Source organism: Tessaracoccus lacteus, assembly GCF_029917005.1.
GTDB lineage: Bacteria > Actinomycetota > Actinomycetes > Propionibacteriales > Propionibacteriaceae > Arachnia > Arachnia lactea.
Genome location: NZ_CP123967.1, coordinates 1,073,177 through 1,097,095, shown reverse-complemented (window position 1 = coordinate 1,097,095; position 23,919 = coordinate 1,073,177). Strand labels below are relative to the sequence as shown.

General features: G+C 69.8%; 25 protein-coding genes. 8 read left to right on the top strand and 17 right to left on the bottom strand.

The window, feature by feature from the left end:
* Positions 1 to 7: 7 nt before the first annotated feature.
* The 8 genes from QH948_RS04945 to QH948_RS04910 all read right to left on the bottom strand — a co-directional run bounded on the left by QH948_RS04945 (position 8) and on the right by QH948_RS04910 (position 6,643).
* On the bottom strand, positions 8 to 358 hold the full coding sequence (locus QH948_RS04945; protein WP_281146142.1) for a metal-sulfur cluster assembly factor: 351 nt from the start codon (positions 356 to 358) through the stop codon (positions 8 to 10).
* 44 nt (positions 359 to 402) lie between these two features.
* A complete protein-coding gene (gene sufU, locus QH948_RS04940) occupies positions 403 to 843 on the bottom strand; it encodes a Fe-S cluster assembly sulfur transfer protein SufU (RefSeq protein ID WP_281145760.1) in 441 nt (146 codons plus the stop codon).
* Entirely contained in the window at positions 840 to 2,087 is a 1,248-nt protein-coding gene (locus QH948_RS04935) for a cysteine desulfurase (protein ID WP_281145759.1), read from the bottom strand. The genes sufU and QH948_RS04935 overlap by 4 nt, the downstream gene beginning before the upstream one ends.
* A gap of 81 nt (positions 2,088 to 2,168) precedes the next feature.
* A complete protein-coding gene (sufC, locus tag QH948_RS04930) occupies positions 2,169 to 2,939 on the bottom strand; it encodes a Fe-S cluster assembly ATPase SufC (protein ID WP_281145758.1) in 771 nt (256 codons plus the stop codon).
* 21 nt (positions 2,940 to 2,960) lie between these two features.
* Positions 2,961 to 3,287, bottom strand: coding sequence for a non-heme iron oxygenase ferredoxin subunit (locus QH948_RS04925; RefSeq protein WP_281145757.1), 327 nt, complete (start codon positions 3,285 to 3,287; stop codon positions 2,961 to 2,963).
* Positions 3,284 to 4,456, bottom strand: a complete 1,173-nt coding sequence (gene sufD / locus QH948_RS04920; protein WP_281145756.1) for a Fe-S cluster assembly protein SufD — start codon at positions 4,454 to 4,456, stop codon at positions 3,284 to 3,286. Before sufD ends, QH948_RS04925 begins: the two co-directional genes overlap by 4 nt.
* A 39-nt stretch (positions 4,457 to 4,495) precedes the next feature.
* Positions 4,496 to 5,938 (bottom strand): Fe-S cluster assembly protein SufB, encoded by a 1,443-nt coding sequence (sufB, locus tag QH948_RS04915; RefSeq protein ID WP_219080414.1) that lies wholly within the window; start codon positions 5,936 to 5,938, stop codon positions 4,496 to 4,498.
* A gap of 6 nt (positions 5,939 to 5,944) precedes the next feature.
* A complete protein-coding gene (locus tag QH948_RS04910; RefSeq protein ID WP_281145755.1) occupies positions 5,945 to 6,643 on the bottom strand; it encodes a helix-turn-helix transcriptional regulator in 699 nt (232 codons plus the stop codon).
* Positions 6,644 to 6,830: 187 nt separating this feature from the next.
* On the opposite strand from QH948_RS04910, the gene QH948_RS04905 reads away from it, so the two are divergent.
* The 5 genes from QH948_RS04905 to QH948_RS04885 are packed head-to-tail and all read left to right on the top strand — an operon-like array spanning position 6,831 to position 11,730.
* Positions 6,831 to 7,532 (top strand): ABC transporter ATP-binding protein, encoded by a 702-nt coding sequence (locus tag QH948_RS04905; protein ID WP_281145754.1) that lies wholly within the window; start codon positions 6,831 to 6,833, stop codon positions 7,530 to 7,532.
* On the top strand, positions 7,529 to 8,290 hold the full coding sequence (locus QH948_RS04900; protein ID WP_281145753.1) for an ABC transporter permease: 762 nt from the start codon (positions 7,529 to 7,531) through the stop codon (positions 8,288 to 8,290). The genes QH948_RS04905 and QH948_RS04900 overlap by 4 nt, the downstream gene beginning before the upstream one ends.
* The gene (locus QH948_RS04895; protein ID WP_281145752.1) at positions 8,278 to 9,207 is read left to right on the top strand and encodes a COX15/CtaA family protein; all 930 of its coding nucleotides are present in this window, start codon (positions 8,278 to 8,280) and stop codon (positions 9,205 to 9,207) included. The genes QH948_RS04900 and QH948_RS04895 overlap by 13 nt, the downstream gene beginning before the upstream one ends.
* Complete coding sequence (locus tag QH948_RS04890; RefSeq protein ID WP_281145751.1) at positions 9,185 to 11,158, top strand: M3 family metallopeptidase; 1,974 nt, start codon at positions 9,185 to 9,187, stop codon at positions 11,156 to 11,158. The genes QH948_RS04895 and QH948_RS04890 overlap by 23 nt, the downstream gene beginning before the upstream one ends.
* A gap of 5 nt (positions 11,159 to 11,163) precedes the next feature.
* Positions 11,164 to 11,730 (top strand): DinB family protein, encoded by a 567-nt coding sequence (locus QH948_RS04885; protein WP_281146141.1) that lies wholly within the window; start codon positions 11,164 to 11,166, stop codon positions 11,728 to 11,730.
* 5 nt (positions 11,731 to 11,735) lie between these two features.
* On the opposite strand, the gene QH948_RS04880 is transcribed toward QH948_RS04885, so the two are convergent.
* The 3 genes from QH948_RS04880 to QH948_RS04870 form a co-directional block, all read right to left on the bottom strand.
* Positions 11,736 to 13,172 (bottom strand): MDR family MFS transporter, encoded by a 1,437-nt coding sequence (locus QH948_RS04880; RefSeq protein ID WP_281145750.1) that lies wholly within the window; start codon positions 13,170 to 13,172, stop codon positions 11,736 to 11,738.
* Between the two features lie 101 nt (positions 13,173 to 13,273).
* The gene (locus QH948_RS04875) at positions 13,274 to 14,554 is read right to left on the bottom strand and encodes a DUF4921 family protein (RefSeq protein WP_281145749.1); all 1,281 of its coding nucleotides are present in this window, start codon (positions 14,552 to 14,554) and stop codon (positions 13,274 to 13,276) included.
* A 7-nt stretch (positions 14,555 to 14,561) separates the two neighbouring features.
* Positions 14,562 to 15,497, bottom strand: a complete 936-nt coding sequence (locus QH948_RS04870; RefSeq protein WP_219080438.1) for a heme o synthase — start codon at positions 15,495 to 15,497, stop codon at positions 14,562 to 14,564.
* 236 nt (positions 15,498 to 15,733) lie between these two features.
* Here QH948_RS04870 and zwf point away from each other — a divergent pair, with 236 nt between their 5' ends.
* The 3 genes from zwf to pgl are packed head-to-tail and all read left to right on the top strand — an operon-like array spanning position 15,734 to position 18,844.
* Positions 15,734 to 17,185: a glucose-6-phosphate dehydrogenase gene (zwf, locus tag QH948_RS04865; protein ID WP_219084268.1), complete on the top strand. Its 1,452-nt coding sequence runs from the start codon at positions 15,734 to 15,736 to the stop codon at positions 17,183 to 17,185.
* 13 nt (positions 17,186 to 17,198) lie between these two features.
* Positions 17,199 to 18,110, top strand: coding sequence for a glucose-6-phosphate dehydrogenase assembly protein OpcA (locus tag QH948_RS04860; RefSeq protein ID WP_281145748.1), 912 nt, complete (start codon positions 17,199 to 17,201; stop codon positions 18,108 to 18,110).
* Positions 18,110 to 18,844: a 6-phosphogluconolactonase gene (gene pgl, locus QH948_RS04855; RefSeq protein WP_281145747.1), complete on the top strand. Its 735-nt coding sequence runs from the start codon at positions 18,110 to 18,112 to the stop codon at positions 18,842 to 18,844. Before QH948_RS04860 ends, pgl begins: the two co-directional genes overlap by 1 nt.
* Before the next feature lie 81 nt (positions 18,845 to 18,925).
* Here pgl and QH948_RS04850 read toward each other — a convergent pair whose 3' ends face one another.
* The 6 genes from QH948_RS04850 to whiA all read right to left on the bottom strand — a co-directional run bounded on the left by QH948_RS04850 (position 18,926) and on the right by whiA (position 23,919).
* On the bottom strand, positions 18,926 to 19,282 hold the full coding sequence (locus QH948_RS04850; RefSeq protein WP_219080443.1) for an RNA polymerase-binding protein RbpA: 357 nt from the start codon (positions 19,280 to 19,282) through the stop codon (positions 18,926 to 18,928).
* A gap of 57 nt (positions 19,283 to 19,339) precedes the next feature.
* Positions 19,340 to 19,600 (bottom strand): preprotein translocase subunit SecG, encoded by a 261-nt coding sequence (gene secG / locus QH948_RS04845; RefSeq protein ID WP_255555865.1) that lies wholly within the window; start codon positions 19,598 to 19,600, stop codon positions 19,340 to 19,342.
* A 132-nt stretch (positions 19,601 to 19,732) separates the two neighbouring features.
* Entirely contained in the window at positions 19,733 to 20,512 is a 780-nt protein-coding gene (gene tpiA, locus QH948_RS04840; RefSeq protein ID WP_281145746.1) for a triose-phosphate isomerase, read from the bottom strand.
* Positions 20,512 to 21,726 (bottom strand): phosphoglycerate kinase, encoded by a 1,215-nt coding sequence (locus QH948_RS04835; RefSeq protein WP_281145745.1) that lies wholly within the window; start codon positions 21,724 to 21,726, stop codon positions 20,512 to 20,514. Before QH948_RS04835 ends, tpiA begins: the two co-directional genes overlap by 1 nt.
* A gap of 102 nt (positions 21,727 to 21,828) precedes the next feature.
* Positions 21,829 to 22,824: a type I glyceraldehyde-3-phosphate dehydrogenase gene (gene gap, locus QH948_RS04830; protein ID WP_219080447.1), complete on the bottom strand. Its 996-nt coding sequence runs from the start codon at positions 22,822 to 22,824 to the stop codon at positions 21,829 to 21,831.
* A gap of 111 nt (positions 22,825 to 22,935) precedes the next feature.
* Positions 22,936 to 23,919 carry a DNA-binding protein WhiA gene (gene whiA, locus QH948_RS04825; protein ID WP_281145744.1) on the bottom strand — a complete coding sequence of 328 codons (984 nt, stop codon included), beginning with the start codon at positions 23,917 to 23,919 and terminating at the stop codon, positions 22,936 to 22,938.

Below are 23,919 nucleotides of genomic sequence, written 5' to 3'. Positions count from 1 at the left end.
CTGGTCATCAGAGGTTGTAGCCAATGGCGCGCAGCTGCTCGCGGCCGTCCTCCGTGATCATCTCCAGCGTCCACGGCGGCAGCCAGACCCAGTTGATCGTCACGGAGTTGGCCAGCGTGTCCAGCACGTACTTGGTGTCGTACTCGATCTTGTCGGTCAGGGGGCAGGTGGGCGACGTCAGCGTCATGTCGAGCGTGACGTTGCCCTGCTCGTCCACCTGGCAGCCGTACAGCAGACCGAGATCGACGACGTTGACCATCAGCTCGGGGTCGACGACGTCCTTCATCGCCTCGATGATCTCGTCGCGGGTGGCGACGGCAGCCGCCTTCGTAGCGTCGACGGCGTCGACGTCGGGCAGTTCGTCGCGGACCAGGTCGCTGGGCCGCTGTTCAGCGTCGTACATCACTTCTCCTTGGCGGTGGCTTGCAGGGTGGCGTCGCGCAGGGCGGACCACCCGAGGAGGGCGCACTTCACGCGCGCCGGGAACTTGGACACTCCGGCGAAGGCGATGGCGTCCTCGAAGACGTCCTCGTCGGGTTCGATCCTGCCCTGGGACTGCATCATCTCCAGGAACCTGTCGTGCAGGTCGAGCGCGTGCTCGACGGACCCGCCGATGAGAAGGTCGGTCATCACCGAGGTGGATGCCTGCGAGATCGAACAGCCCTCGGCGTCGTACGAGATGTCGGTGATGGTGTCGCCGTCGACCTTGACCCGCAGCGTCAGCTCGTCGCCGCACGACGGGTTAACGTGGTGTACCTCGACGTCGCCGGCACGCAGTCCCGCGTGGTGCTTCTCGCGGTAGTGGTCGAGGATGATCGTCTGGTACAGCTCGTCGATGTTCACCTGACTCCTCCCAGTCGCGGCGCGAAGTAGTCGCGCGTGAACACTAGCGCGTCCGCCAGCGCGTCGATCTCGGCGGGTGTGGTGTAGAGGTAGCTCGACGCGCGGGTCGAGCTCTGGTGCCCGAGCCGCCTGTGCAGCGGCCTGGCGCAGTGGTGCCCGCCGCGGATCGCGACTCCTCGCGAGTCCAGGACCTGCATCACGTCGTGCGGATGGACCCCGTCGAGGTTGAAGGAGATGGCGCTGCCCCGCTCGACGGCCTCGGTCGGGCCGAGGATGCTGAGCCCCTCGATCGCGGTCAGCTTCGCCAGCGCGTAGGCGGTGATCTCGTGCTCGTGCGCCTCGATGGCGTCCATGCCGATGCCGGTCAGGAACTCGACGGCGGCGCCCAGCCCGACGGCCTGCGCGATGGGCGGCGTGCCTGCCTCGAAGCGCGCGGGCGGCGCGGCGTAGGTGGAGCGCTCCATCTCGACGATCTCGATCATCTCGCCGCCGCCGAGGAACGGGGGCAGGGACTCGAGCAGGTCGAAGCGTCCCCACAGGACACCGACTCCGGTCGGGCCGCACATCTTGTGGCCCGTGAAGGCGACGAGGTCGGCGCCCAGCATCGCCACGTCGATGGCCTGGTGTGGGACGGCCTGCGACGCGTCGACCACCATCACGGCGCCGACGGCGTGCGCCTGCGCGGCGATGTCGGCGACGGGGTTACGGGTGCCGAGGACATTGCTGACCCAGGTCAGCGACACGACCTTCGTGCGCTCGTTGATCAGCGCGTCGCGCTCGGCGGCCTCGAGGTCAAGCCGGCCCTCGTCGGTGACATCGAACCAGCGCAGCGTCGCGCCGGTGCGCTGGGCGATCAGCTGCCACGGGACGATGTTCGAGTGGTGCTCCATGACCGAGATGACGATCTCGTCGCCGGGGCCGAGCTTCGCGCCGAGGGTGTTGGCCGCGAGGTTCAATGCCTCGGAGGCGTTCTTCGTGAAGACGATCTCCTCGGGCCGAGCCGCGCCGACAAAGGCCGCGACCTGCGCGCGGGCCCCCTCGAAGGCGCCTGTCGCCTCGGCGCCCAGCAGGTGCATGGCGCGCGCGACGTTCGCGTTGTGCTGCAGGTAGTGCTCGGCGATGGCGTCGACGACCTGCTGCGGCTTCTGCGAGGTGTTGGCCGAGTCGAGGTAGACCAGCGGGTAGTCCCCCACCCTGCGCTGCAGGATCGGGAAGAGCTGCCGGATGGCTTCGACGTCGTACACGGGATTCCTCACCTCGGATGTGTCTGAAGAGTGTGCCGGGCGGACCCGCCGATCGGCGGGCCCACCCGGCCCGGGCGACGGTCAGACGCCCGCAGCCGCGTTGGCGCGGACGTAGGACTCGTAGCCCTCGGCCTCGAGCTTGTCGGCGAGCTCACGGCCGCCGGTCTCGACGACCTTGCCGTCGACGAACACGTGCACGACGGTGGGCTCGATGTAGCGCAGGATGCGCGTGTAGTGCGTGATGAGCACGACGGCGCGGTCGCCCTGCCCGGCGTAACGGTTCACGCCCTCGGAGACGACCTTCAGCGCGTCGATGTCGAGGCCGGAGTCGGTCTCGTCGAGGATCGCGGCCTTCGGGTTGAGCAGCTCGAGCTGCGCGATCTCGTGGCGCTTCTTCTCGCCGCCGGAGAACCCCTCGTTGACCGAGCGGCCGGCGAAGGTCTTGTCCAGCTGCATGCGGCCGAGCGCGGACTCGACGTCCTTGACCCAGTGGCGGACCTTGGGCGCCTGACCGGCGAGGGCGGTCTTGGCGGTGCGCAGGAAGTTCGCGACGGAGACGCCGGGGACCTCGACGGGGTACTGCATGGCCAGGAACAGGCCGGCGCGGGCGCGCTCGTCGACCGTGAGGTCGGTCAGCTCGACGCCGTCGAGCTTCACGGAGCCGGAGGTGATCTTGTACTTCGGGTGCCCGGCGATGGCGTAGGCCATCGTGGACTTGCCGGAGCCGTTGGGGCCCATGATGGCGTGGATCTCACCGGGGTTGATGGTGAGGTTGACGCCGTTGAGGATCGGCTTGTCGCCCTCCTCGGTGATGACGTCTGCGTGCAGGTCGGTGATGACGAGCGTGGACATGGTAAGCGGTACTCCTAGATGTCAGAACGAAAGTGGGTTGTCGGGGTCGACCTGGATGTCGTCGCCCGAGAGACGGACGGGAAACACGCGAACGGGCTGCGTGGCGGGCGGGTTCAGCGGGGCGCCGGTGCGCAGGTCGAAGCTCGATCCGTGCAGGTAGCACTCGATGCTGCAGCCGTACACGTCGCCCTCGCTGAGCGCCACCTTGCCGTGGCTGCACTCGTCCTCGATGGCGTACAGGTCGCCCTGCTGCCGCACGATCGCCACCGTCAGCTCGTCCGTCACGTCGCAGGCGAGCGGCGTGTCGTCGCGGAGCTCATCGACGGTGGCGACGGTGCGGAAACTCACGCCTCGACCGCCGTGCGGGTCGTGCCGTGCACCAGCTCGAGTTCGCGCTCGACCTGGGCGAGGAGTTTCTCCTCGATGCTGTCGACGCCGATCCGGCGGATGATGTCGTTGAAGAAGCCGTGCACGATCAGGCGACGCGCCTCCTCCTCCGGGACGCCGCGGCTCATCAGGTAGAAGAGCTGCGTGTCGTCGAAGCGGCCCGTGGTCGAGCTGTGGCCTGCGCCGACGATCTCGCCGGTCTCGATCTCCAGGTTCGGCACGGAGTCGGCCTGGCAGCCGTCGGTGAGCACGAGGTTCTTGTTGGCCTCGTAGGTCTCGATCCCGAGCGCGACCTTGCGGATCAGCACGTCGCCGATCCACACGGAGTGCGCGCCCTCGCCCTGCAGCGCGCCGCGGTAGTCGACGTTGCTGGCGGTGTTGGGCTGGTTGTGATCGACGAACAGACGGTGCTGGACGTGCTGGCCGCCGTCGACGAAGTACAGGCCGTAGGCGTGCAGGTCGCCGCCCGGGCCCTCGTAGCGGGCGTTCTCCTGGAGCCGGATGACGCCGCCCATCGAGGCCGTGATCGCCTTGACCTGGGCGTCGCGGCCGATGCTCAGCGAGCGCTGACCGCCGTGCACCGCGTCGGACTCCCAGTCCTGCAGCGTCACGAGATTCAGCTGCGCGCCGTCGCCTACGCGGATGTCGGTCTTCTCGGCGTAGGAAGCGGTGCCGCGGTGCACGATGACCAGCGTCAGCTGTGCGTGGCGACCGATGCGGATGATGGTGTGGCCGTAGAGGTTGCCCCCGTCGGCCTCGAGCGTCAGCGTGATGGGCTCGTGCGCGACGAAGTCATCGGGCACCTCGATCAGCTGTGCGCCGCCCGACAGGTCGTGGGCCAGCGCGGCGATGCGGTCGACGGGGGCCTCGACGGACAGCTCGCGCGCCTCGTCGACGCTCAGCTGGCGGACGGTGACGCCCTGGGGGAGGGCCTCGGCCCAGTTCGGGGTGGCGCCGGTCGCGGTCTCGTCGAGCAGCTTCCGAAAGCGCTTGACGGGGGTGAACCGCCAGATCTCCTCGCGGCCCGTGGGCATGGGGTGGTCAGCGATGCTCCACGACGGGGTGGGGTGCAGGTGCGACTCGACGGTCTCGATCGCCTCAGCGACGTTCGGCACGGTTGCGGTAGTCAATTGTTGCCTTGTCCTTATCTCGTTGTCGTGCCGGCGGCGTCAGCCGACCGCGCCTTCCATCTGGAGCTCGATGAGCCGGTTCAGCTCCAGGGCGTACTCCATCGGGAGCTCGCGCGCGATGGGCTCGATGAAGCCGCGCACGATCATCGCCATCGCCTCGTCCTCCTCCATGCCGCGGCTCATCAGGTAGAACAGCTGGTCGTCGGAGACCTTGGACACGGTGGCCTCGTGCGCCATGGACACGTCGTCCTCGCGCACGTCGACGTAGGGATAGGTATCGGAGCGCGACACGTTGTCCACCAGCAGGGCGTCGCACTTGACCGACGACGACGAGAAGCTCGCGCCGGGGTCGACCTGCACGAGGCCGCGGTAGGACGCGCGGCCGCCGGCGCGGGCGACGGACTTGCTGATGATCGAGCTGGAGGTGTGCGGGGCGCAGTGCACCATCTTGGAGCCGGTGTCCTGGTGCTGGCCCTCGCCCGCGAACGCGATCGACAGGGTCTCGCCGCGCGCGTTCTCGCCCATCAGGTAGACGGCGGGGTACTTCATGGTGACCTTGGAACCGATGTTGCCGTCGATCCACTCCATGGTCGCGCCCTCCTCGCAGGTGGCGCGCTTGGTGACCAGGTTGTACACGTTGTTCGACCAGTTCTGGATCGTCGTGTAGCGGCAGCGGGCGCCCTTCTTCACGATGATCTCGACGACGGCGGAGTGCAGCGAGTCCGACTTGTAGATCGGGGCGGTGCAGCCCTCGACGTAGTGCACGTAGGCCCCCTCGTCGACGATGATCAGCGTCCGCTCGAACTGGCCCATGTTCTCCGTGTTGATGCGGAAGTAGGCCTGCAGCGGGATGGACACCTGCACGCCCTTGGGCACGTAGATGAAGGAGCCGCCCGACCAGACGGCCGTGTTGAGCGACGCGAACTTGTTGTCGCCGACGGGGATGACGGTGCCGAAGTACTCCTGGAAGATCTCCGGGTGCTCCTTGAGCGCGGTGTCGGTGTCGAGGAAGATGACGCCCTGACGCTCGAGCTCCTCGTTGATCTTGTGGTAGACCACCTCGGACTCGTACTGGGCCGCGACGCCGGCCACCAGGCGGGCCTTCTCGGCCTCCGGGATGCCGAGCCGGTCGTAGGTGTTCTTGATGTCCTCGGGCAGGTCCTCCCAGGTCTGGGCCTGCTTCTCGGTGGAGCGCACGAAGTACTTGATGTTGTCGAAGTCGATGTCCGTCAGGTCGGCGCCCCACTTCGGCATGGGCTTCTTGTCGAACAGCCGCAAGGCCTTGAGGCGGAGCTCACGCATCCACTCCGGCTCGTCCTTCATGTGTGAGATGTTGTTGACGACGTCCTCGTTCAGGCCGCGCTTGGCCGACGAACCGGCCACGTCCTTGTCGTGCCAACCCCACTGGTAGTTGGAGAGGGCCTCGATGTGCTCGTCCTGGGTGGCGCCCAGCCCGGGCGCCTGGGGAGCTGTCTGAGTCATCTGCGTCTACTTTCTCTTGGGGATGCGGGGAGTCGGAAGGGGTCGCGGGACGTGCGTGGTGCACACCCCGTCACCGTGGGCGATGGTCGCGAGCCGCTGGACGTGGGAGTCAAGCAGCCGGGAGAAGAGCAGGGTCTCGACCTCGCAGAACACCGGGAACTCGGCGGCCACGTGGGCAACCGGGCAGTGGTGCTGCAGGAGCTGGCTTCCGGAAACCACGGGCCTGACCGACGGGGCGTACCCGTCGACGGCGAGCGCCTCGACCAGCGCATCGATCGGCGAGGCGTCGGGGTGGTCGGCGCGGTTCTGCCGGAACCTGGCCTCGACCTCGTCGAGCCGGTCCTTGGCCAGCTCGCGGATCGCGGTGGGCCCGGTGGCGGCGACGAGGCGACGCAGCGCGGCGATCGCCAGGTCGTCGTAGGCCTGGCGGAACTCGGCGCGACCCTCGTCGGTCAGCACGAACACCTTCGACGGGCGTCCGCGGCCGCGGGAGCCGTAGACGCGCTCGGCCCTCGAGGCGAGGGTCCCCTCGCCGAGGAGCGCAGCGAGGTGACGGCGGATCGCCGCAGGGGTCAGCTCGAGCTTGTCGGCGAGCTGTTTGGCGGTCTGCGGACCGTCGTTCAGGATCAGCTGCACGACGCGCTGACGGGTCGGCACGTCGGCTTCCGCCTGGGTCGGGTTCGGAGCGTGGAGCTCTATAGTCATGTCGGTCACCTCCAGCCGCGCATGGTCGGGTCATGGTCAACCCAATTACCACATGCAAGTGTTGCCAATTCGTTCGCCGCGTTCAAGTGAGGGTTCCCTTACCTCAGGGGCCGGTAGGCCGCATTTACGCAACAAGGTACCCGCCTCGTGGGCGCACGTCCGGCGTCGCCTCGACTAGGCTGAGGCCGTGACTGCCCTCGAAGCCCATGACCTGACGGTGACGTTCGGGCACACCACGGCGCTCGACGGCCTGACCCTGAGCGCCGCAGATGGCAGGATCACTGCCCTGCTGGGTCCGAACGGGGCCGGGAAGACCACCTTCATCCGCTGCTGCACCGGCCTGGCAGAGCCGAATTCGGGAACCCTGCGGGTCCTCGGGATGCCGGCCGGATCCCCCGGGGCGCTCCCCCGGATCGGCGTGATGCCCCAGTCGACCGGCGCCTGGTCGGGAATTCGGGCAGGCGAGCTGCTGCGCTACCTGGCTTCGCTGTACGCGAACCCGCAGCCCGTCGACGACCTGATCGATCTGCTCGGCATCGCGCCCTTCGTGTCCACGCCGTACCGGCGGCTCTCCGGCGGGCAGCAGCAGGCCGTCAACCTGGCCGGCGCGCTGGTCGGGCGCCCGGAGCTCGTCTTCCTCGACGAGCCCACCGCCGGCCTCGACCCTCGCGCCCGCCGCCTGACCTGGGACCTGGTCGCCGCGGCCCGCGACGCCGGCGTCGCCGTGCTGCTGACAACGCACGACATGGTCGAGGCCGCACAGCTGGCCGACCACGTGCACATCATCGACGGCGGCCGCGTCACCGCCAGCGGCACCGTCGCCGAGCTCGCGGTCGACGAAAGCCTCGAGACGGCCTACCTGCGGCACACGACGGGAGCCGCCAGGTGACCACGCTCGACCTCACGCCCCGTCCCGGGGCCGCCCCCGCGACCCGACGCGTTCTCGCGCACGCCCGCACCGAGGCGAGGCTGATACTGCGCAACGGCGAGCAGATCCTGCTCGCGATCGTGATCCCGCTCGGCGTGCTGGTCGGCGCGGCGCTGTTCGGCGACACGCTCGGGCTCGGCCTGACCACGTCCGCGCCGTCGATCCTCGGACTGGTGATGTGGAGCTCCTGCCTGACGACGCTCGCGATCTCGACGGGCTTCGAGCGCCGCTACAACGTGCTGGAGCGGATGGCCGCCACGCCCCTCGGCCGCCCAGGCATCCTGGCCGGGAAGGGGGTCGCGATCTCCCTGATCACGCTGGGCCAGGTGGCAGTGCTCGCGCTGGCCGCGCTCGCGCTCGGCTGGCGGCCAACGCCGACGCTGGGCGGCCTCGTCGTGGCGGTGCTCGTCTCCATGCTGTCGATGGGCGCCTTCGCGGGCCTCGGCCTGGCGATCGCCGGCTCGATGAGGCCCGAGGCGACACTCGGCATCGCCAACCTGCTGTACCTGGTCGGCATGCCGCTCGGCATCCTCATCCCGCTAGACCGCTTCCCCGGCTGGGCCGGGCACGTCATCTCGTGCCTGCCGACCGGGGCGCTGGGCGAGACGCTGCGGGCCGCCGCCGTCGGGCCGGTCCCCGGCTGGCCCCTCCTCGTCGCGGCGCTGTGGTGCGCCGCAACCCTGGCCCTCGCCTGGAAGGTGTTCCGATGGACCTCGTGAAGAAGCTCGTCGCCGGGGAGAAGGCGCTGCGGCGCTGGCTCTGGGCGTCGCTGGTGTGCAACATGGCGATCGTCGTCACCGGCGCGATCGTCAGGCTCACGAGCTCGGGCCTCGGCTGCCCCACGTGGCCGAAGTGCACCGATGAGAGCTACGTGCCGCACCCCGAGTCGGGCATTCACGGGCTGATCGAGTTCGGCAACCGGACACTGACGTTCGTGCTGATCGCCGTCGCGCTCGGCGCGTTCTTCGCCGCCTGGGTCAACCGCGGCCGCCGCTCGACGCTGTGGCGCCTGACGCTGGGCATCGGGATCGGCATCCCGTTCCAGGGCGTCATCGGCGGTATCACCGTGTGGTCCGGGCTCAACCCCTTCGTGGTCGCGCTGCACCTGCTGCTGTCCGTCGTGCTCATCGTGGCGTGCGTGCTCGCCCTGCGGATCGGCTACCGCGTCGTCCCCACCCCCGTCGGCAGGGCGGCGCGCCTCGTCGTCGTCGCGACGTTCGCTTCCTCGATGCTGTCGATCTGGGTCGGCACGGTCGTGACGGGCTCCGGCCCGCACGCGGGCGACCTCGACGCGGTGCGCACGGGCTTCGACATCGAGATCGTCTCGCGGCTGCACGGCCTGTCCGCCTGGCTGGTCGTCGCCTGCACCGTCGCGTCGCTGTGGCTGCTGCACGGCACGGGCCGCCCCGCGCACGCCACCCGGCTGCTGCTCGGCACCGTCCTGCTGCAGGGCGTGATCGGCTACACGCAGTACTTCCTGGGGGTGCCGGCCTGGATCGTCGCCCTGCATATGGTGGGGATGACGCTCGTGGCCGCGGCCTCCGCCTGGCTCCTGTTCTCCACGGCCGGCTCGCCGGCCGCGCCCACCACCACCGATCCCTCGAGGAGTGTCCATGACGAACCCGGTACTGACTGAAGAGCTTGACTTCCTGCTGCCCGACTTCGCGGCGGCCACCGCGGCCGATTACCGCGCCGCCATCGAGGCGGGCATGGACTCGCACCTGACAGGGCTCGTCTCGCTGCGTGACAACCCCGAGCCGCCCACCGTCGCCAACGTGCTCGGCGCCTGGGACGACGCCGAGGCCGTGCTCCGCCGCGCACTGAGCGCGTTCTGGGCCGTCCGCTCGTCCAACGCGACCGACGAGCTCGACGCGATCGACGAGGAGTTCTCCCCGCTGCTGGCCGAGCACAACGACGCCATCTTCCTCGACCGCGGCCTCTACGCGCGCCTCGAGTCCCTGCAGGCCCGCATCGACGCGGGCGAGGTCGACGCCGACGAGGAGGACCGCTACGCGCTCGACGAGACGCTGCGCTCCTTCCGCCGCGCGGGCGTCACCCTCGACGACGCGCAGCAGGACCGGCTCCGCGAGCTGAACAGGGAGCTGGCGAACCTCTCGACGCGCTTCGAGGTGCTCAACCGCGGTGCCCGCAACGCCGGCGGCCTCGACGTCACCGAGGCCGAGCTGGCCGGGCTCGGCGACGCCGAGCGCGAGGCACTGCGCACCGAGGACGGCGGCTACCGCATCGAGCTGGTCAACACCACGCAGCAGTTCCTGGCCGCGAAGCTGACCGACGCCGGAGTGCGCGCCCGGCTGCTGGCCGCCTCCACCGGCAGGGCGCTGGGCGGCGAGTTCGACACCCGCGAGGTCGTCGTCGCCACCGCGCGGGCGCGCGCCGAGCGCGCCGCCCTGCTGGGCTACGCGAACCACGCCGCGCTGGTCGCCGACGCAGGCTGCGCCAAGACCACCGACGCGATCTTCGCCATGGAGGTGCCGCTGGCCCGCGCCGCCCTCGCGAAGGCCCGCGAGGAGGCGAAGGTGCTGGCCGCGCGCTACGCCGAGCTCAACCCCGGCGCCGAGTTCACCGCCGCCGACTGGACCTTTGTCGAGGCGATCGTCCGGAGGGAGCGCTACGCGTTCGACGAGTCGGAGCTCGGCGAGTACCTGCAGGTCGACAAGGTGCTGGCCGCCGTCTACGCCGCGGCCGAGGAGCTGTACGGGCTGACCTTCGTGCTCCGCGAGGACCTCGTCGGGCACGCCCCCGGCTCCCAGGTCTACGAGGTGCACGACGAGCAGGGCGTCATCGGCGCCTTCGTGATGGACTTCTGGGCGCGCCCCACCAAGAACGGCGGGGCGTGGATGAGCAACATCGTCGACCAGTCGCTGCGCGACCAGACGCTGCCGGTGGTCACCAACAACTGCAACTACACGCCCGGCACCACCACGATCACGTGGGACGGCGTCATCACGATGTTCCACGAGTTCGGCCACGCCCTGCACGGCCTGCTCGCGCACTCGCGCTACGCCTCGCGGTCCGGGACGAACACCCCGCGGGACTTCGTCGAGTTCCCGAGCCAGGTCAACGAGCACTGGGCCTGGACGCCCGGCCGCGTGCTGCCCGCCGAGTGGGTCGCCCGCCTCACGGAGGCCGACAGGTTCGGCCAGGGCTACGCGACCGCCGAGACCGAGATCGCGGCCCTGCTGGACATGGTGTGGCACACGACCCCGCTCGACGAGCTGCCGACCTCGGCCGACGAGGTGGAGGCCTTCGAGGCCGCGGCGCTGGAGAAGCTCGGCCTGGCCGACCCGCTGGTCCCACCGCGCTACCGCACCTCGTACTTCGCGCACATCTGGGGCGGCGGCTACGCGGCCAGCTACTACGGCTACGCCTGGGCGAAGGTCATGGACGCCGACGCCGTTGCGTGGTTCGAGGAGCAGACCGGCAGCGTCCGCGAGGCCGGCGAGCACTTCCGCCGCACCCTGCTGCAGCCCGGCGGCTCCGTCGACCCGATGGAGACCTACCGCCGGTTCCGCGGCCGCGATCCGCAGTTGCAGGCGCTCCTCGACCGCCTCGGCCTGACCCTCTGACCGTGATGGGCGTCGGGGAGTCGCTGCTGCGGGAGCTGGAGGTCGTCCGCGGCAACCTGATCGGCAAGCTCGCGGGTCTCGACGAGCGCGCCGCGCGGCTCCCCCGCACGCCCACGGGAACCAACCTCGCGGGGCTGGTCAAGCACTGCTGCTTCATCGAGCACGGCTACCTGGTCACCTGCGTCGGCCGCGACGCGGTGCGAGGCATCGTGGAGCCCGACTTCGACGCCGACCCGAACGCGGACCTGTACCTGGCGGCCGACGAAACGGTCGCCTGGGTGCTCGAGTTGTATGAGCGCGTCGGCGAGGCCGTCCGGGCCTCGGTGGCCGCGCTGCCGCTGGACGCTCCCGGGCACGTGCCGTGGTGGGGCGACCGGGGTGCGACGACGCTGGGACACCTCCTGGTCCACACGCTCGGCGATCTGGCCCAGCACGCGGGGCAGGCCGACATCCTGCGCGAGCTGGCCGACGGCACCGTCGGCCTGCGGTCCCCCGGCGACAACATCGGCGAGCCCGCCGACGGCTGGGAGGCGCACGTCTCCCGGCTCACCGCGCTCGCTGAACGGGCCTGAGCGCGTCAGGCGTGGGCGTCCTCCGCGGGCGCCAGTTCCTCAGCGGGCCTGCGGACGAAGAATGAACACACGACGCCCGCGGTCCAGATCGCGCCGGCGCCGAGGAAGGCCCAGTGCGCGCCGACCAGCATCGCGGCGGCCTCGCTCGGCGCGGTGGGCGCCGCGGCGGCGCTCTGCGTCGCGAAGATCGTGACGAACACGGCGGTGCCCGCCGCGCCCGCGACCTGCTGCGTGGCTCCCATCACCGCGGAGCCGTGCGCGTAGAGGCCCTCGGGCAGCGACCCGAGCCCGACGGTGAACAGCGGCGTGAAGAGGCAGGCGAAGCCGAGACTCAGCAAGATGTGTGACGCCATGACGGCCCACCAGGGCGTGGCGAGCGAGATGGTACTGAGGAACGCGAAGACGGCCAGCACCGCGAGGCTGGCGGGTACGACGAGCACGCGCGGCCCGAGCCGGTCGTAGAGCCGGCCGACCACCGGGGACAGCAGGCCCATCGCGACCCCGCCGGGCAGCAGCATCAGCCCCACCTGCAGCGGGGCCAACCCGAAGGCGCGCTGGAGCAGCAGCGGCAGCATGATGATGGTCCCGAACAGCGCCATCATCGCCACGGCCATCATCACCACCGACACCGTGAACGAGGAGACGGTGAAGGTTCTGAGATCGAGGAAGGCGGCGTCGCGGCCCTGCAGCACGAGCTGGCGGGCGACGAAGGCGACGAGCGCCCCGACCCCGATGCCGACAGCGAGCCACGGCTGCCACCACGCGACGTGCTCGGCGCCGATCAGGCTGAGCCCGTAGACGAGCGGCCCGAAGGCCAGGATGGTCAGCGGGATCGAGATGAGGTCAAGCGGGGTGTCGACGGGGTGGCCGACGTTGACGAGCCGGCGGCGCCCGAGCAGCAGCATGACGGCGGCGACGGGCGCGACGAGGCAGAACACGTAGCGCCAGCTGCCCAGCTGCAGCAGCACCCCGGACAGCGTCGGCCCGATGGCGGGGGCGACCGCGATCACCATGGAGATGTTGCCCATCATCGCCCCGCGGGTCTCGGACGGCACGAGCCTCATCACGGTGGTCATCAGCAGGGGCATCATCACGGCGGTGCCGGAGGCCTGCACGATGCGCCCGATCAGCAGCGCTGGGAAGCCGGGCGCGAGCGCGCACACCACCGTCCCGAGAGTGAAGGTGGTCATGGCGATCGTGAACACCTGGCGGGTCGTGAGCCGGTCGAGCAGCCACCCGGTGACGGGGATCACGACGGCCATCGTGAGCAGGAACGCGGTGGTGAGCCACTGCGCGGTGCGCTCGGTGACGCCGAGTGAGGCCATGATGCTGCTCAGCGCCACGTTCATCGTCGTCTCGTTGAGGATGACGACGAAGGCGGCGACGATCAGGACCCCGATGACTCCCCTGGGAGCGTCGGGTCCGGGCGCTGCAGCGGACATGTCTCCCCCTCGGTCGGGGGAAACACTAACGCCGGCGGGGCTCAGCGGCCGCCGCGCCGGCGACGGCCAGCAGCAGGCCGACGTTCCGTGCGGTTGGGCGTTCAGCCCAGGTAGCGCAGCGGCGCGGGCCCCGGATCCCCGCCGATCCGGACGCAGGCCGCGACCGCGCCGGAGGCCTGCAGCGCCGCGAGCCGTGTCACCACGCGCTCGCGCAGTGCCGCGGGCGAGACGGTGTTGAGATAGATCCGGGTGGCCCCCTCGAAGCCCGCGAGCGTGGAGACGCGCCACTTCAGCAGCACGCGCCACGGCATCGCCGTCGCGACGCCGGGCGGCTGGTAGTACCACTCCTCGTTGCACGGCACGTCCGCCCCGGTGGCGGCGTGCATGGCGTGCAGCAGGTCGCTGACGGAGTCGAGCTCGGCGCGCGTGTGCTCCCACGGCCGGGTATGCGGGCTGCGGGAGGCGATCTCGATCGTCGGATACCGGTGCCCGAACCCGGCCCACGCGACGGCGTGCTCGGTGGTGGCGATGATCAGCCCGGCGGCCGCGGCGTGGTCCACCCCGGCGGCGTTGAAGAGGTCGGGCTCCGCCTCGAGCCGCGCCAGCGTCGCCTCCTGCGATGCCCCGAGCTCATCGATGGCGACGAGCTGCTTGTGCAGGTGGTCGAACGACGCGCCCGCGGGGCGCAACCAGTTCTGGAAGACCGCGACGTAGCGGGCGTGCGGGTTGACGGCGTACAGCCGTCGCGCGGAGTCGGCGGCGAAGCGGACGAACGCGCGGTGCTCGTCGGGGCTCAGCGTGCCCGACGACGCGAGGCCGGAGTCGTCGGCGGCGTCGTCGGCGAAGTGGCGGCGGGCGATCACGACGTCGTGGCCGCCTCCGAAGAAGCCGTCGGCCCTGGCGAGCCGCTCGTCCTCGGTCAGGTCGCCGGGCTCCTCCCCCGCGGCCCGGAGCTTGGCTTCGATCACGCGCAGGACGTGGGCGCGGCCGGCCGGGTCGGCCAGGTAGTCGGCGCGGCGTCGCGCGATTCGCGGGGCCACCTCGTAGCCGTGGTTGAGGCGCCAGTAGTCATAGCTCAGGATCTCGAACAGGTTGGGCACCCGGCGGAAGTCGGCGACGGTGTCGAACAGTCGGGCGGCCGGCAGCCAGTCGAACGTCTCCCCCGCCACGACGCGGGCCTTCTCCGGCGGCGTGTCGAGATAGCGGTCCTGGCAGAAGGCGCACTCGCGCGTGCGTCGTTCGTCGGTCAGCGGACGGGGATCCGGGTGCGGGAGGCCCAGCGGGCGGTTGCCGCGGCCGGGCACCGTCCACACCTGGGTGCCGGTGAACGGGTTGACCTGCTTGACGGTGCCGTCGGGCAGCGTCTGGAGGAACCGTGGCACACGGGCCTCAGAAGATCAGCGGGTCGATCGCCACCGCGAGGAACAGCAGCGCGAGATAGGTGTTCGACCAGTGGAACAGGCGCATGGCCTTCAGCTGGGCGCCCTCGAGTCCGGCGCGGGCCCGCGACCAGAGTGCCCAGGCCTCCCGCAGCATCACGGCACCGAACACGGCCGCGGCCACGGGGTACAGCCATCCCGTCGGGGCCAGCGGCCACAGCAGCAGCGAGACGGCGACGGTGGCCACCGAGTACCAGAAGATGCGCTTGGCAACCCGCGGGGCGCCCATCACCACGGGCAGCATCGGCACGCCCGCAGCGGCGTAGTCGTCCTTGTAGCGGAAGCTCAACGCCCAGGTGTGCGGGGGCGTCCAGAGGAAGACCACCGCGAACAGGACCAGCGGGGGCCAGGCAACGGCCCCGGTTACGGCCGTCCAGCCGATCAGGGGCGGGAAGCAGCCGGCGATGCCGCCCCAGACGATGTTCTGCGACGTGCGGCGCTTCAGCCACATCGTGTAGACGAAGATGTAGAAGGCGTTCGCGGCCAGCGCCAGGATGGCCGAGAGCCAGTTCGCGCCGAAGCCGAGGATGACCGTCGCGAGGACCGCCAGCACGGCACCGAAGGTCGTCGCGGCCGCGGGAGTGACCTGGTGCCGCGGCACGGGACGGCGTCGGGTGCGGCGCATGACCTCGTCGATGTCGGCATCCAGCACACAGTTGAACGTGTTCGCGGACGCGGCCGCGAACAGGCCGCCCACGAACGTCACCAGCATGAGCTGCCACGGCGGCACGCCGCCGGCGGCCAGGAACATGGCAGGAAGGGTCGTGACGAGCAGCAACTCGATGATGCGCGGTTTCGTCAACGCGACGTATGCCTTCACGACATCGCCGAGGCGAACCTCCGACACCGCGGCCACTGAGCTGACAGCCACAAACTCCCCATTCATCCGCTACCGGTGAGACGCCCGCGCACCGGTAGCGGCGACCGTCCACGGCAGTCTAGCCGGGCTCGGCCGGACACCGAACCCGATTGATGAGACTCGCGCGATCGCCACTGGCGCACATGAGTCCCGTCGGCGGCCGGTCGGACTAGGGTGGCTTACTGATGAACGACTACGTGAACCCACTGCGTGACCCGCTCGACCGGCGGCTGCCGCGCATCGCGGGCCCCTGCGTGCTGGTGATCTTCGGCGTCACGGGCGACCTGTCCCGCAAGAAGCTCATGCCGGCCGTCTATGACCTGGCCAACCGCGGGCTCCTGCCGCCGGGCTTCGGGCTCGTCGGTTTCGCCCGCCGGGACTGGGAGGATCAGGACTTCGCCCAGGTGGTCCACGAGGCAGTCAAGGAACACGCCAGGACACCGTTCCGCGAGGAGGTCTGGCAGCAGCTGCTGGAGGGCATCCGCTTCGTGCCTGGCCAGTTCGACTCGGACGAGTCGTTCGAGCGGCTCCGCGCGACGCTCGAGGAGCTGGACACAGCGCGTGGCACCGGCGGGAACCACGCGTTCTACCTCTCCATCCCCCCGTCGGGCTTCGAGCAGGTGATGAGCCAGCTGTCCAGGCACGGGCTGGCCGAGCGCCGTCCCGGCACCTGGCACCGCGTCGTCATCGAGAAGCCCTTCGGGCACGACCTGGCCTCCGCCCGCGAGCTGAACGACGTCGTCGAGACGCTGTTCCTCCCGCAGGAGGTCTTCCGCATCGACCACTACCTGGGCAAGGAGACGGTGCAGAACATGCTGGCGCTGCGCTTCGCGAACCAGATGTTCGAGCCGATCTGGAACAACCACTACGTCAGCCAGGTGCAGGTCACGATGGCCGAGGACATCGGCATCGGCGGCCGCGCAGGCTACTTCGACGGCATCGGCATCGCCCGCGACGTCATGCAGAACCACCTCCTGCAGCTGCTGGCGCTGACCGCGATGGAGGAGCCGACGAGCTTCGAGGCCTCGCAGCTGCGCGCGGAGAAGCAGAAGGTCCTGGCCGCGGCACACGTCCCGGACCGCTACGACCTCTCGACGGCGCGCGGCCAGTATGCCGCGGGCTGGCAGGGCGGGCGGGCCGTGGGCGGGTACCGGCAGGAGGACGGCGTCGCGCCGGACTCGCACACCGAGACCTTCGCCGCCATGCGCGTCGACATCGACAACCGGCGCTGGGCAGGGGTCCCCTTCTATCTGCGCACCGCGAAGCGGATGCCGCGCCGCGTGACGGAGGTGGCGCTGAGTTTCAAGCGCGCCCCGCATCTGCCGTTCGCTGCCACCGATACCACCGAGCTCGGCACGAACGCGCTGGTGATGCGCATCCAGCCCGACGAGGGCGTCACCCTGCGGTTCGGGGCCAAGGTGCCCGGCACCCAGATGGACATCCGCGAGGTCTCGATGGACTTCGGCTACGGCGGCTCCTTCACCGAGACATCACCCGAGGCCTACGAGCGCCTCATCCTCGACGTGCTGCTCGGCGACCCCCCGCTGTTCCCGCAGCAGGAGGAGGTGGAGCTGAGCTGGAAGATCCTCGACCCCGTCATCGACTACTGGGCTTCGCTCGACGAGGAGCCCGAGCAGTATCCTTCCGGCACGTGGGGCCCGAAGGTCGGCGACGACATGCTGGCCCGCGACGGCTTCGCCTGGCGCAGGCCGTGAAAGGAGTGAGCTGATGATCGTCGAGCTCAAGGACACCTCGGCGCGTGACATCGACGAGGCGCTGCTGAAGGGCCGCCGCTTCGTCGGGACCGCGTCCGGCATGGTGCTGACGCTGCTGATCGTGACCGACGACGCCCACTTCGAGGAGGTGCTGCACGCCGCGAAGGAGTCCGCCACGGCGCACCCTTCGCGCGTGATCGTCGTGACCTTCGTCGACGATGACGACGACGCGCGGCTCGACGCCTCCATCGAGGTCGGCGAGGGCATCCCCGGCGATCTCGTGGTGCTTCGCCTGCACGGCGGGCTCCGCGCTCACGGCGACTCGGTGTGCCTTCCCCTGCTGCTGCCCGACTCGCCCACCATCGTGTGGTGGCCGAACGAGGCCCCCGACAACCTGTCCGCCGACCCGATCGGGTCGCTGGCCGACCGCAGGATCACCGACGCGAGTGGCAGCGCCGATCCTCAGGCCGCGCTGGTGCGCCGTGCGGGCGCGCACGCGGACGGCGACACGGACCTGGCGTGGACCCGGCTGACGAGGTGGCGGGCTCTCCTGGCGGCCGCCTTGGACCAGACGCAGCTGCCCGTGACGTCCGCACGCGTGGTCTCCGCCCCCGACAACGCGCCGGCCACGCTGCTGGCCGCCTGGCTGAGCGAACGGCTCGGCCTGCACGTCGAGCGGCTCGACGGCGATATGGTCGGAGTGAACGAGGTCGTGCTGAGCACCGAGGAGGGAGACATCAGCGTGCGCCGGATCGATGACATCACCGCCGTCTACCAGGTGCCGGGCGAGCCCCGGCGCTCCGTGGCCCTGCGCCGCCGGTCGCTGCCCGACCTGCTGACCGAGGAGCTCCGTCGCACCGATGCCGACGAGATCTTCGAGGCCGCCACGCAGCGCGTCTGCCGGGACTCCGACGGCGGATGCTGATGTTCACGCGGGTGGTGCGCCTCGACGACGAGTGGGATGTTCCGGAGCTCGTCGCCGTCCGGCTGCTCGAGCGCATCATCGACCTCCAGGCCCGCCAGCACATCGTGCACCTGTGCCTGACCGGGGGCGATGCCGCGAACCACCTGTACGAGAGGTTCGCGGACCTGGCCGCCGACGCCGAGGTCGACGCGTCCCGCCTGCAGCTGTGGTGGGGCGATGAGAGGTTCCTGCCGTCGACAGACCCGGAACGGAACTCGCTGCAGGCCATCACGCGGCTGGCGCGGACGGTGTCGATCAGCTCGGCCGACACGCACATGATGGCGGGGAAGGACGGGCGCAAGGACAGCCACGAGGCGGCAGCGGAGTACGCCACGGAGCTGGGTGACACCACCTTCGACATCACGCTGCTCGGGCTGGGCGCCGACGGGCACATCGGCTCGATCTTCCCGTCCCACCCGAGCTTCGACCCGCACACGACCCGCCGCGTGATCGGCGTCGAGGACTCACCCAAGGCCCCTGACGAGCGCATCTCGCTGACGATCCCGATGTTCAACAGATCCGACGAGGTCTGGTTCATGACCACCGGGCCCACGAAGGCCACCGCCGTCGCCAGGGCCCTCGACGGCGACCCGGACCTCCCCGCCTCGCACGTGCACGGGCGCCTGTCGACGTGGTGGTTCCTCGACGAGGCGGCCGCCTCCGGGCTGCCCCCGCGCTACGTCTGCCCTTTCTGAGCACACCAGACGACACGAGTCCGGGGACCGACCAGCTGGTCGGTCCCCGGACTCGTGTCGTCTGTCAGTCCCTTCGGAGGATCAGTAGATGATCTCCCCGGAGGCGCGGCGCGCACGCAGCGCGGTCACGGCCTCCTCAAGGATCTGGGCCGCCTCGGCCTCCGTGCGGCGCTCCTTCACGTAGGCGAGGTGCGTCTTGTACGGGGTGATCTTCGGGGGCGGCGGGGGGTTCTCCGCGTCCGTGTTGGCCGGGAGCCCGCAGCGCGGGCAGTCCCACGACTCGGGAACCTGTGCTTCCGCCGCGAACGACGGCCTGGTCACGTGCCCGCTGGCGCAGTAGTAGGACACCTGGAAGCGGGGCGCGGAATCGCCGCGCTCGGCCTCGCCCATCGGTCCTGCTCCGACCCTGCTGCCGCGAATGGCGTTGCCACCTGCCACTTTGCTGTTCTCCCTTGAGCGTGAAGTTGTGGTGTTCTTGTGACCCGTGTCCGGGCGTCAGTTGGCCAGGCGGTACAGGACCAAAAGACCGATGATGGTCACCAGCCACAGCAGGCCGAGGACCACGGTGATCCGGTCGAGACGACGCTCGGCGGTCGAGGCGCCACCCATCGAGGTGGACATGCCACCTCCGAAGAGGTCAGACATGCCTCCACCACGACCCTTGTGGAGGAGGACGGTGGCTGCCAGCAGCACACTGAGGATCACCACGATGATCGAGAGCGTGGTGATGGGCCAAGACACGAGGGGGACAATCACGGGCCCAATGTTAACGGACCGGTCTGGTTTCTCCACATCGGGGGTGCGACGCGTCACGGGCGCCGGGCGAGGGTCATCGGAACGCGAAACGGCGCGGGCCGATTGGCCCGCGCCGTCGTCGTTTCAGGCTTGTCAGAGCTGGTAGAAGCACACGATCGCCGCGAACTCCTCCGGCTTCAGCGACGCGCCACCGACGAGCGCGCCGTCGATGTCGGGCTGGCCCATGATCTCCGCGACGTTGCCCGACTTGACCGAGCCGCCGTACTGGATGCGGACAGCCTCAGCGGTGGGCTCGTCGTACAGCGCGGCGACCTCCTTGCGGATGGCGCCACACACCTCCTGCGCGTCGGCCGCGGTGGCGACCTCGCCGGTGCCGATGGCCCAGATGGGCTCGTAGGCGATCACCAGCGAGGCGACCTGCTCGGCGGTGAGGCCGGCCAGGGCGCCACGGACCTGCGCCAGGGTGTGCTCGACGTGCTGGCCGGCCTTGCGGACGTCCAGGCCCTCGCCGACGCAGATGATCGGGGTCAGGCCGGCGGACAGCGCCTTGGTGGCCTTGGCGTTGACGATCTCGTCGGTCTCGCCGTGGTACTCACGACGCTCCGAGTGGCCGACGATGACGTAGCCGACGCCCAGCTTGCTGAGCATGGCGGTCGAGATCTCGCCCGTGTAGGCGCCGTTGTCATGCGCGGACACGTCCTGCGCGCCGAGCCCGAAGTGCAGGCGGTCGCCGTCGATGAGGGTACGGACCGTGCGCAGGTCGGTGAACGGCACGCACAGCACCGCCTCCGACTTCGCCGGGTCCCATTCCCTGTCGACGAGGGTGTAGTGGAGCTTCTCCACGAGTCCAGTGGCCTCGACGTGGTCGATGTTCATCTTCCAGTTGCCGGCCATGATCGGCTTGCGTGCCATTACTTGCTCTCCTCCAGAACGGCGATACCGGGCAGTTCCTTGCCCTCCAGGAACTCGAGCGACGCGCCACCGCCGGTCGAGATGTGGCCGAACTCGTCGTCGGCGTGGCCGAGGACGCGCACGGCTGCGGCGGAGTCGCCACCGCCGACGACGCTCAGGCCGTCGACCTCGGTCAGCGCCTGCGCGACCGCGGCGGTGCCCTGGGCGAAGGCGGGGATCTCGAAGACACCCATGGGGCCGTTCCAGAACACCGTCTTTGCGCCCTTGATGGCGTCGGCGAACAGCTTCTCGGTCTCGGGGCCGATGTCGAGGCCCATCTTGGACTCGGGGATGTCGTCGACGGAGACGACCTCCACCTCGCCCTTGGCCTCGCGGGCGTCGAAGTCCATGCCGTCGGCGACGCGCACGTCGACGGGCAGCAGGATCGTCTTGCCGGCGGCCTTGGCCTCGGCCAGGTAGTTGCGGCAGGTCTCGAGGTTCGACTCGTCGAGCAGTGAACCGCCGATGTTCCTGCCCTCGGCCTTCAGGAAGGTGAAGAGCATGCCGCCGCCGATGACGAGCGTGTCGGCGACCTTGAGCAGGTTGTCGATCACGGACAGCTTGTCGGCGACCTTGGCGCCGCCGAGCACGACGACGTAGGGGCGCTCGGGGTTCTCGGTCAGCTGCTTGAGGACGCCGACCTCCTTCGCGACGAGGAAGCCCGCGGCGTTCGGCAGCAGCTTCGCGACGTCGTAGACGGACGCCTGCTTGCGGTGCACGACGCCGAAGCCGTCGGAGACGAAGACGTCGCCGAAGGCGGCGTATTTGGCGGCCAGCTCAGCGCGGGCGGCCTCGTCCTTGGATTCCTCGGCCGGCTCGTAGCGCACGTTCTCCAGGAGGGCGACGTCGCCGGCCTCCAGGGAGGCGACGGTGGCCTTGGCGGAGTCGCCGACCACGTCGGTGGCCAGCTTCACGTCGACGCCCAGCAGCTCGCCGAGGCGGTTGGCGACGGGAGCCAGCGAGTACTTGGGGTTGGCCTCGCCCTTCGGGCGGCCGAGGTGGGCCATGATGACGATGCGGGCGCCGGCGTCGCGCAGCGCGGTCAGCGTCGGGAGTGCGGCCTTGATGCGGCCGTCGTCGGTGATGTTCTTGTCAGCGTCCAGCGGGACGTTGAAATCGCAGCGGATGAGGACCCGCTTGCCGGTGAGATCGCCGAGATCTGCAACGGACTTCATAGGTTCAGCCTTTCTTCGAAAGATGCGTCGGACGAGACGACGGCCCTGCGGACCCCGTCAGGGGCGCAGGGCCGTCGTTTCAGAGCACTGGAGTGCCGAAGCTCAGAGCTTCGAGGCGACGAGCTCGGTCAGGTTCACGAGGCGGTTGGAGTAACCCCACTCGTTGTCGTACCAACCGACGACCTTGACCTGGTTGCCGATGACCTTGGTCAGCTTCGAGTCGAAGATGCAGGAGGCCGGGTCGGTCTCGATGTCCTTGGAGACGATCTCGTCCTCGGTGTAGACGAGCACCTTGCCGTCGGCGGCAGCCTTGACGATCGCGTTGACCTCTTCGACGGTGGTCTCGCGGGAGGCCTCGAAGGTGAGGTCGGTCGCGGAACCGGTCGGGGTGGGAACGCGCATCGCGAAACCGTCCAGCTTGCCCTTCAGCTCGGGCAGGACCAGGGCGACAGCCTTGGCGGCACCGGTGGAGGTGGGGACGATGTTCAGGGCGGCGGCGCGGGCGCGACGCAGGTCCTTGTGCGGGGCGTCCTGCAGGTTCTGGTCCTGCGTGTACGCGTGGATGGTGGTCATGAGGCCCTTGACGATGCCGAGACCGTCGTTGAGCGCCTTGGCCATCGGGGCGAGGCAGTTGGTGGTGCAGGAAGCGTTCGAGATGATGTTGTGCTTCTCGGTGTCGTACAGGTCGTCGTTGACGCCCATGACGATCGTGATGTCCTCGTTCTTGGCGGGAGCCGAGATCAGGACCTTCTTGGCGCCGGCCGCGATGTGCGCGTTGGCCTTGGTGGCGTCGGTGAAGAAGCCGGTGGACTCGATGACGATGTCAACACCCAGCTCGGCCCAGGGGAGGTTCGCGGGATCCTTCTCGGCGAACGCCTTGATCTCCTTGCCGCCCACGGTGATGGCGTCATCGGAGTAGGTGATCTCCCCGTCCCAGCGACCCAGGATCGAGTCGAACTTCAGGAGGTGGGCAAGAGTCTTGTTGTCAGTCAGGTCGTTGACGGCGACCACATCAAGATCGGCACCCAGCTTGGTGAGCGCGTGGAAGTAGTTACGGCCGATGCGGCCGAAGCCGTTGATTGCAACCTTAACGGTCATGAGGAATTTGATCCCTTTCCTTAACCTAGCGCCGACGGGCGCCTACGGACGAGAATCATCCTATCCCCCAGGCGCCCACAATCAACCGGGGGGGTGTTGAACCCCGCAGCGTCATTCGGGGTCGCGCAGGTCGGCCGGCAGCGAGGCCTCCGTGCCCGGCACCCCGGTCGCTTCCGCGACTCTGTCCGCGGTCGCCAGCAACCGTCGGATCCGGCCCGCGATGGCGTCCTTGGTGAGCGGCGGGGTGTGCAGCTGGCCGAGCTCCTCGAGGCTGGCCTGGCGGTGCTGAAGGCGCAGCTGGCCCGCCTCGCGCAGGTGCTCGGGCACGTCGTCGCCCAGGATCTCCATGGCGCGCTCGACGCGGGCGCTGGCGGTGACAGCCGCGCGGGCGGAACGGCGGAGGTTCGCGTCGTCGAAGTTGGCCAGCCGGTTGACCGACGAACGGACCTCGCGTCGGCGGCGGCGCTCGTCCCACTCGAGCCGGGTCTCGACGGCCCCGAGCCGGGTGAGCAGGTCGGCGATGGCGTCCCCGTCGCGGATCACGACGCGGTCGACTCCGCGGACCTCGCGCGACTTGACGGTGATCCCCATCCGGCGGGCTGCGCCCACCAGCGCGAGCGCGGCCTCGGACCCGGGACATGTTATTTCGAGGGACATCGAACGACCGGGTTCGATCAGCGAGCCCCTCGCAAGGAACGCCCCGCGCCAGGCGCCGACAGCGTCGGCGAGCGAGCCGCCCACCACGACGGGTGGGAGGCCCCGGACGGGCCGGCGGTGCTGGTCGACCAGGCCGACGAGGCGGGCGAGCTGCTCCCCCTCGCGCACGACGCGCAGCGCGTAGCGGGGTCCCCGTCGGACGCCGGAGCCGTTGATGACGAGCAGCTCGGACTCGACGTTGTACTGGTCGGCGATGAAGGCGCGCAGGCGACGGGCCGCCGAGCCCGTGTCGAGCTCCGCCTCCACGACGATGCGACCCCCGACCAGGTGCAGTCCGCCGGCGAAACGCAGCATGGCGGCCACCTCCGCGCGCCGCACTGAGGCGTGCGGGGCGGCGACGGTCGCGAGTTCGGATTTCACCTTCTGCGTCAGTGCCAC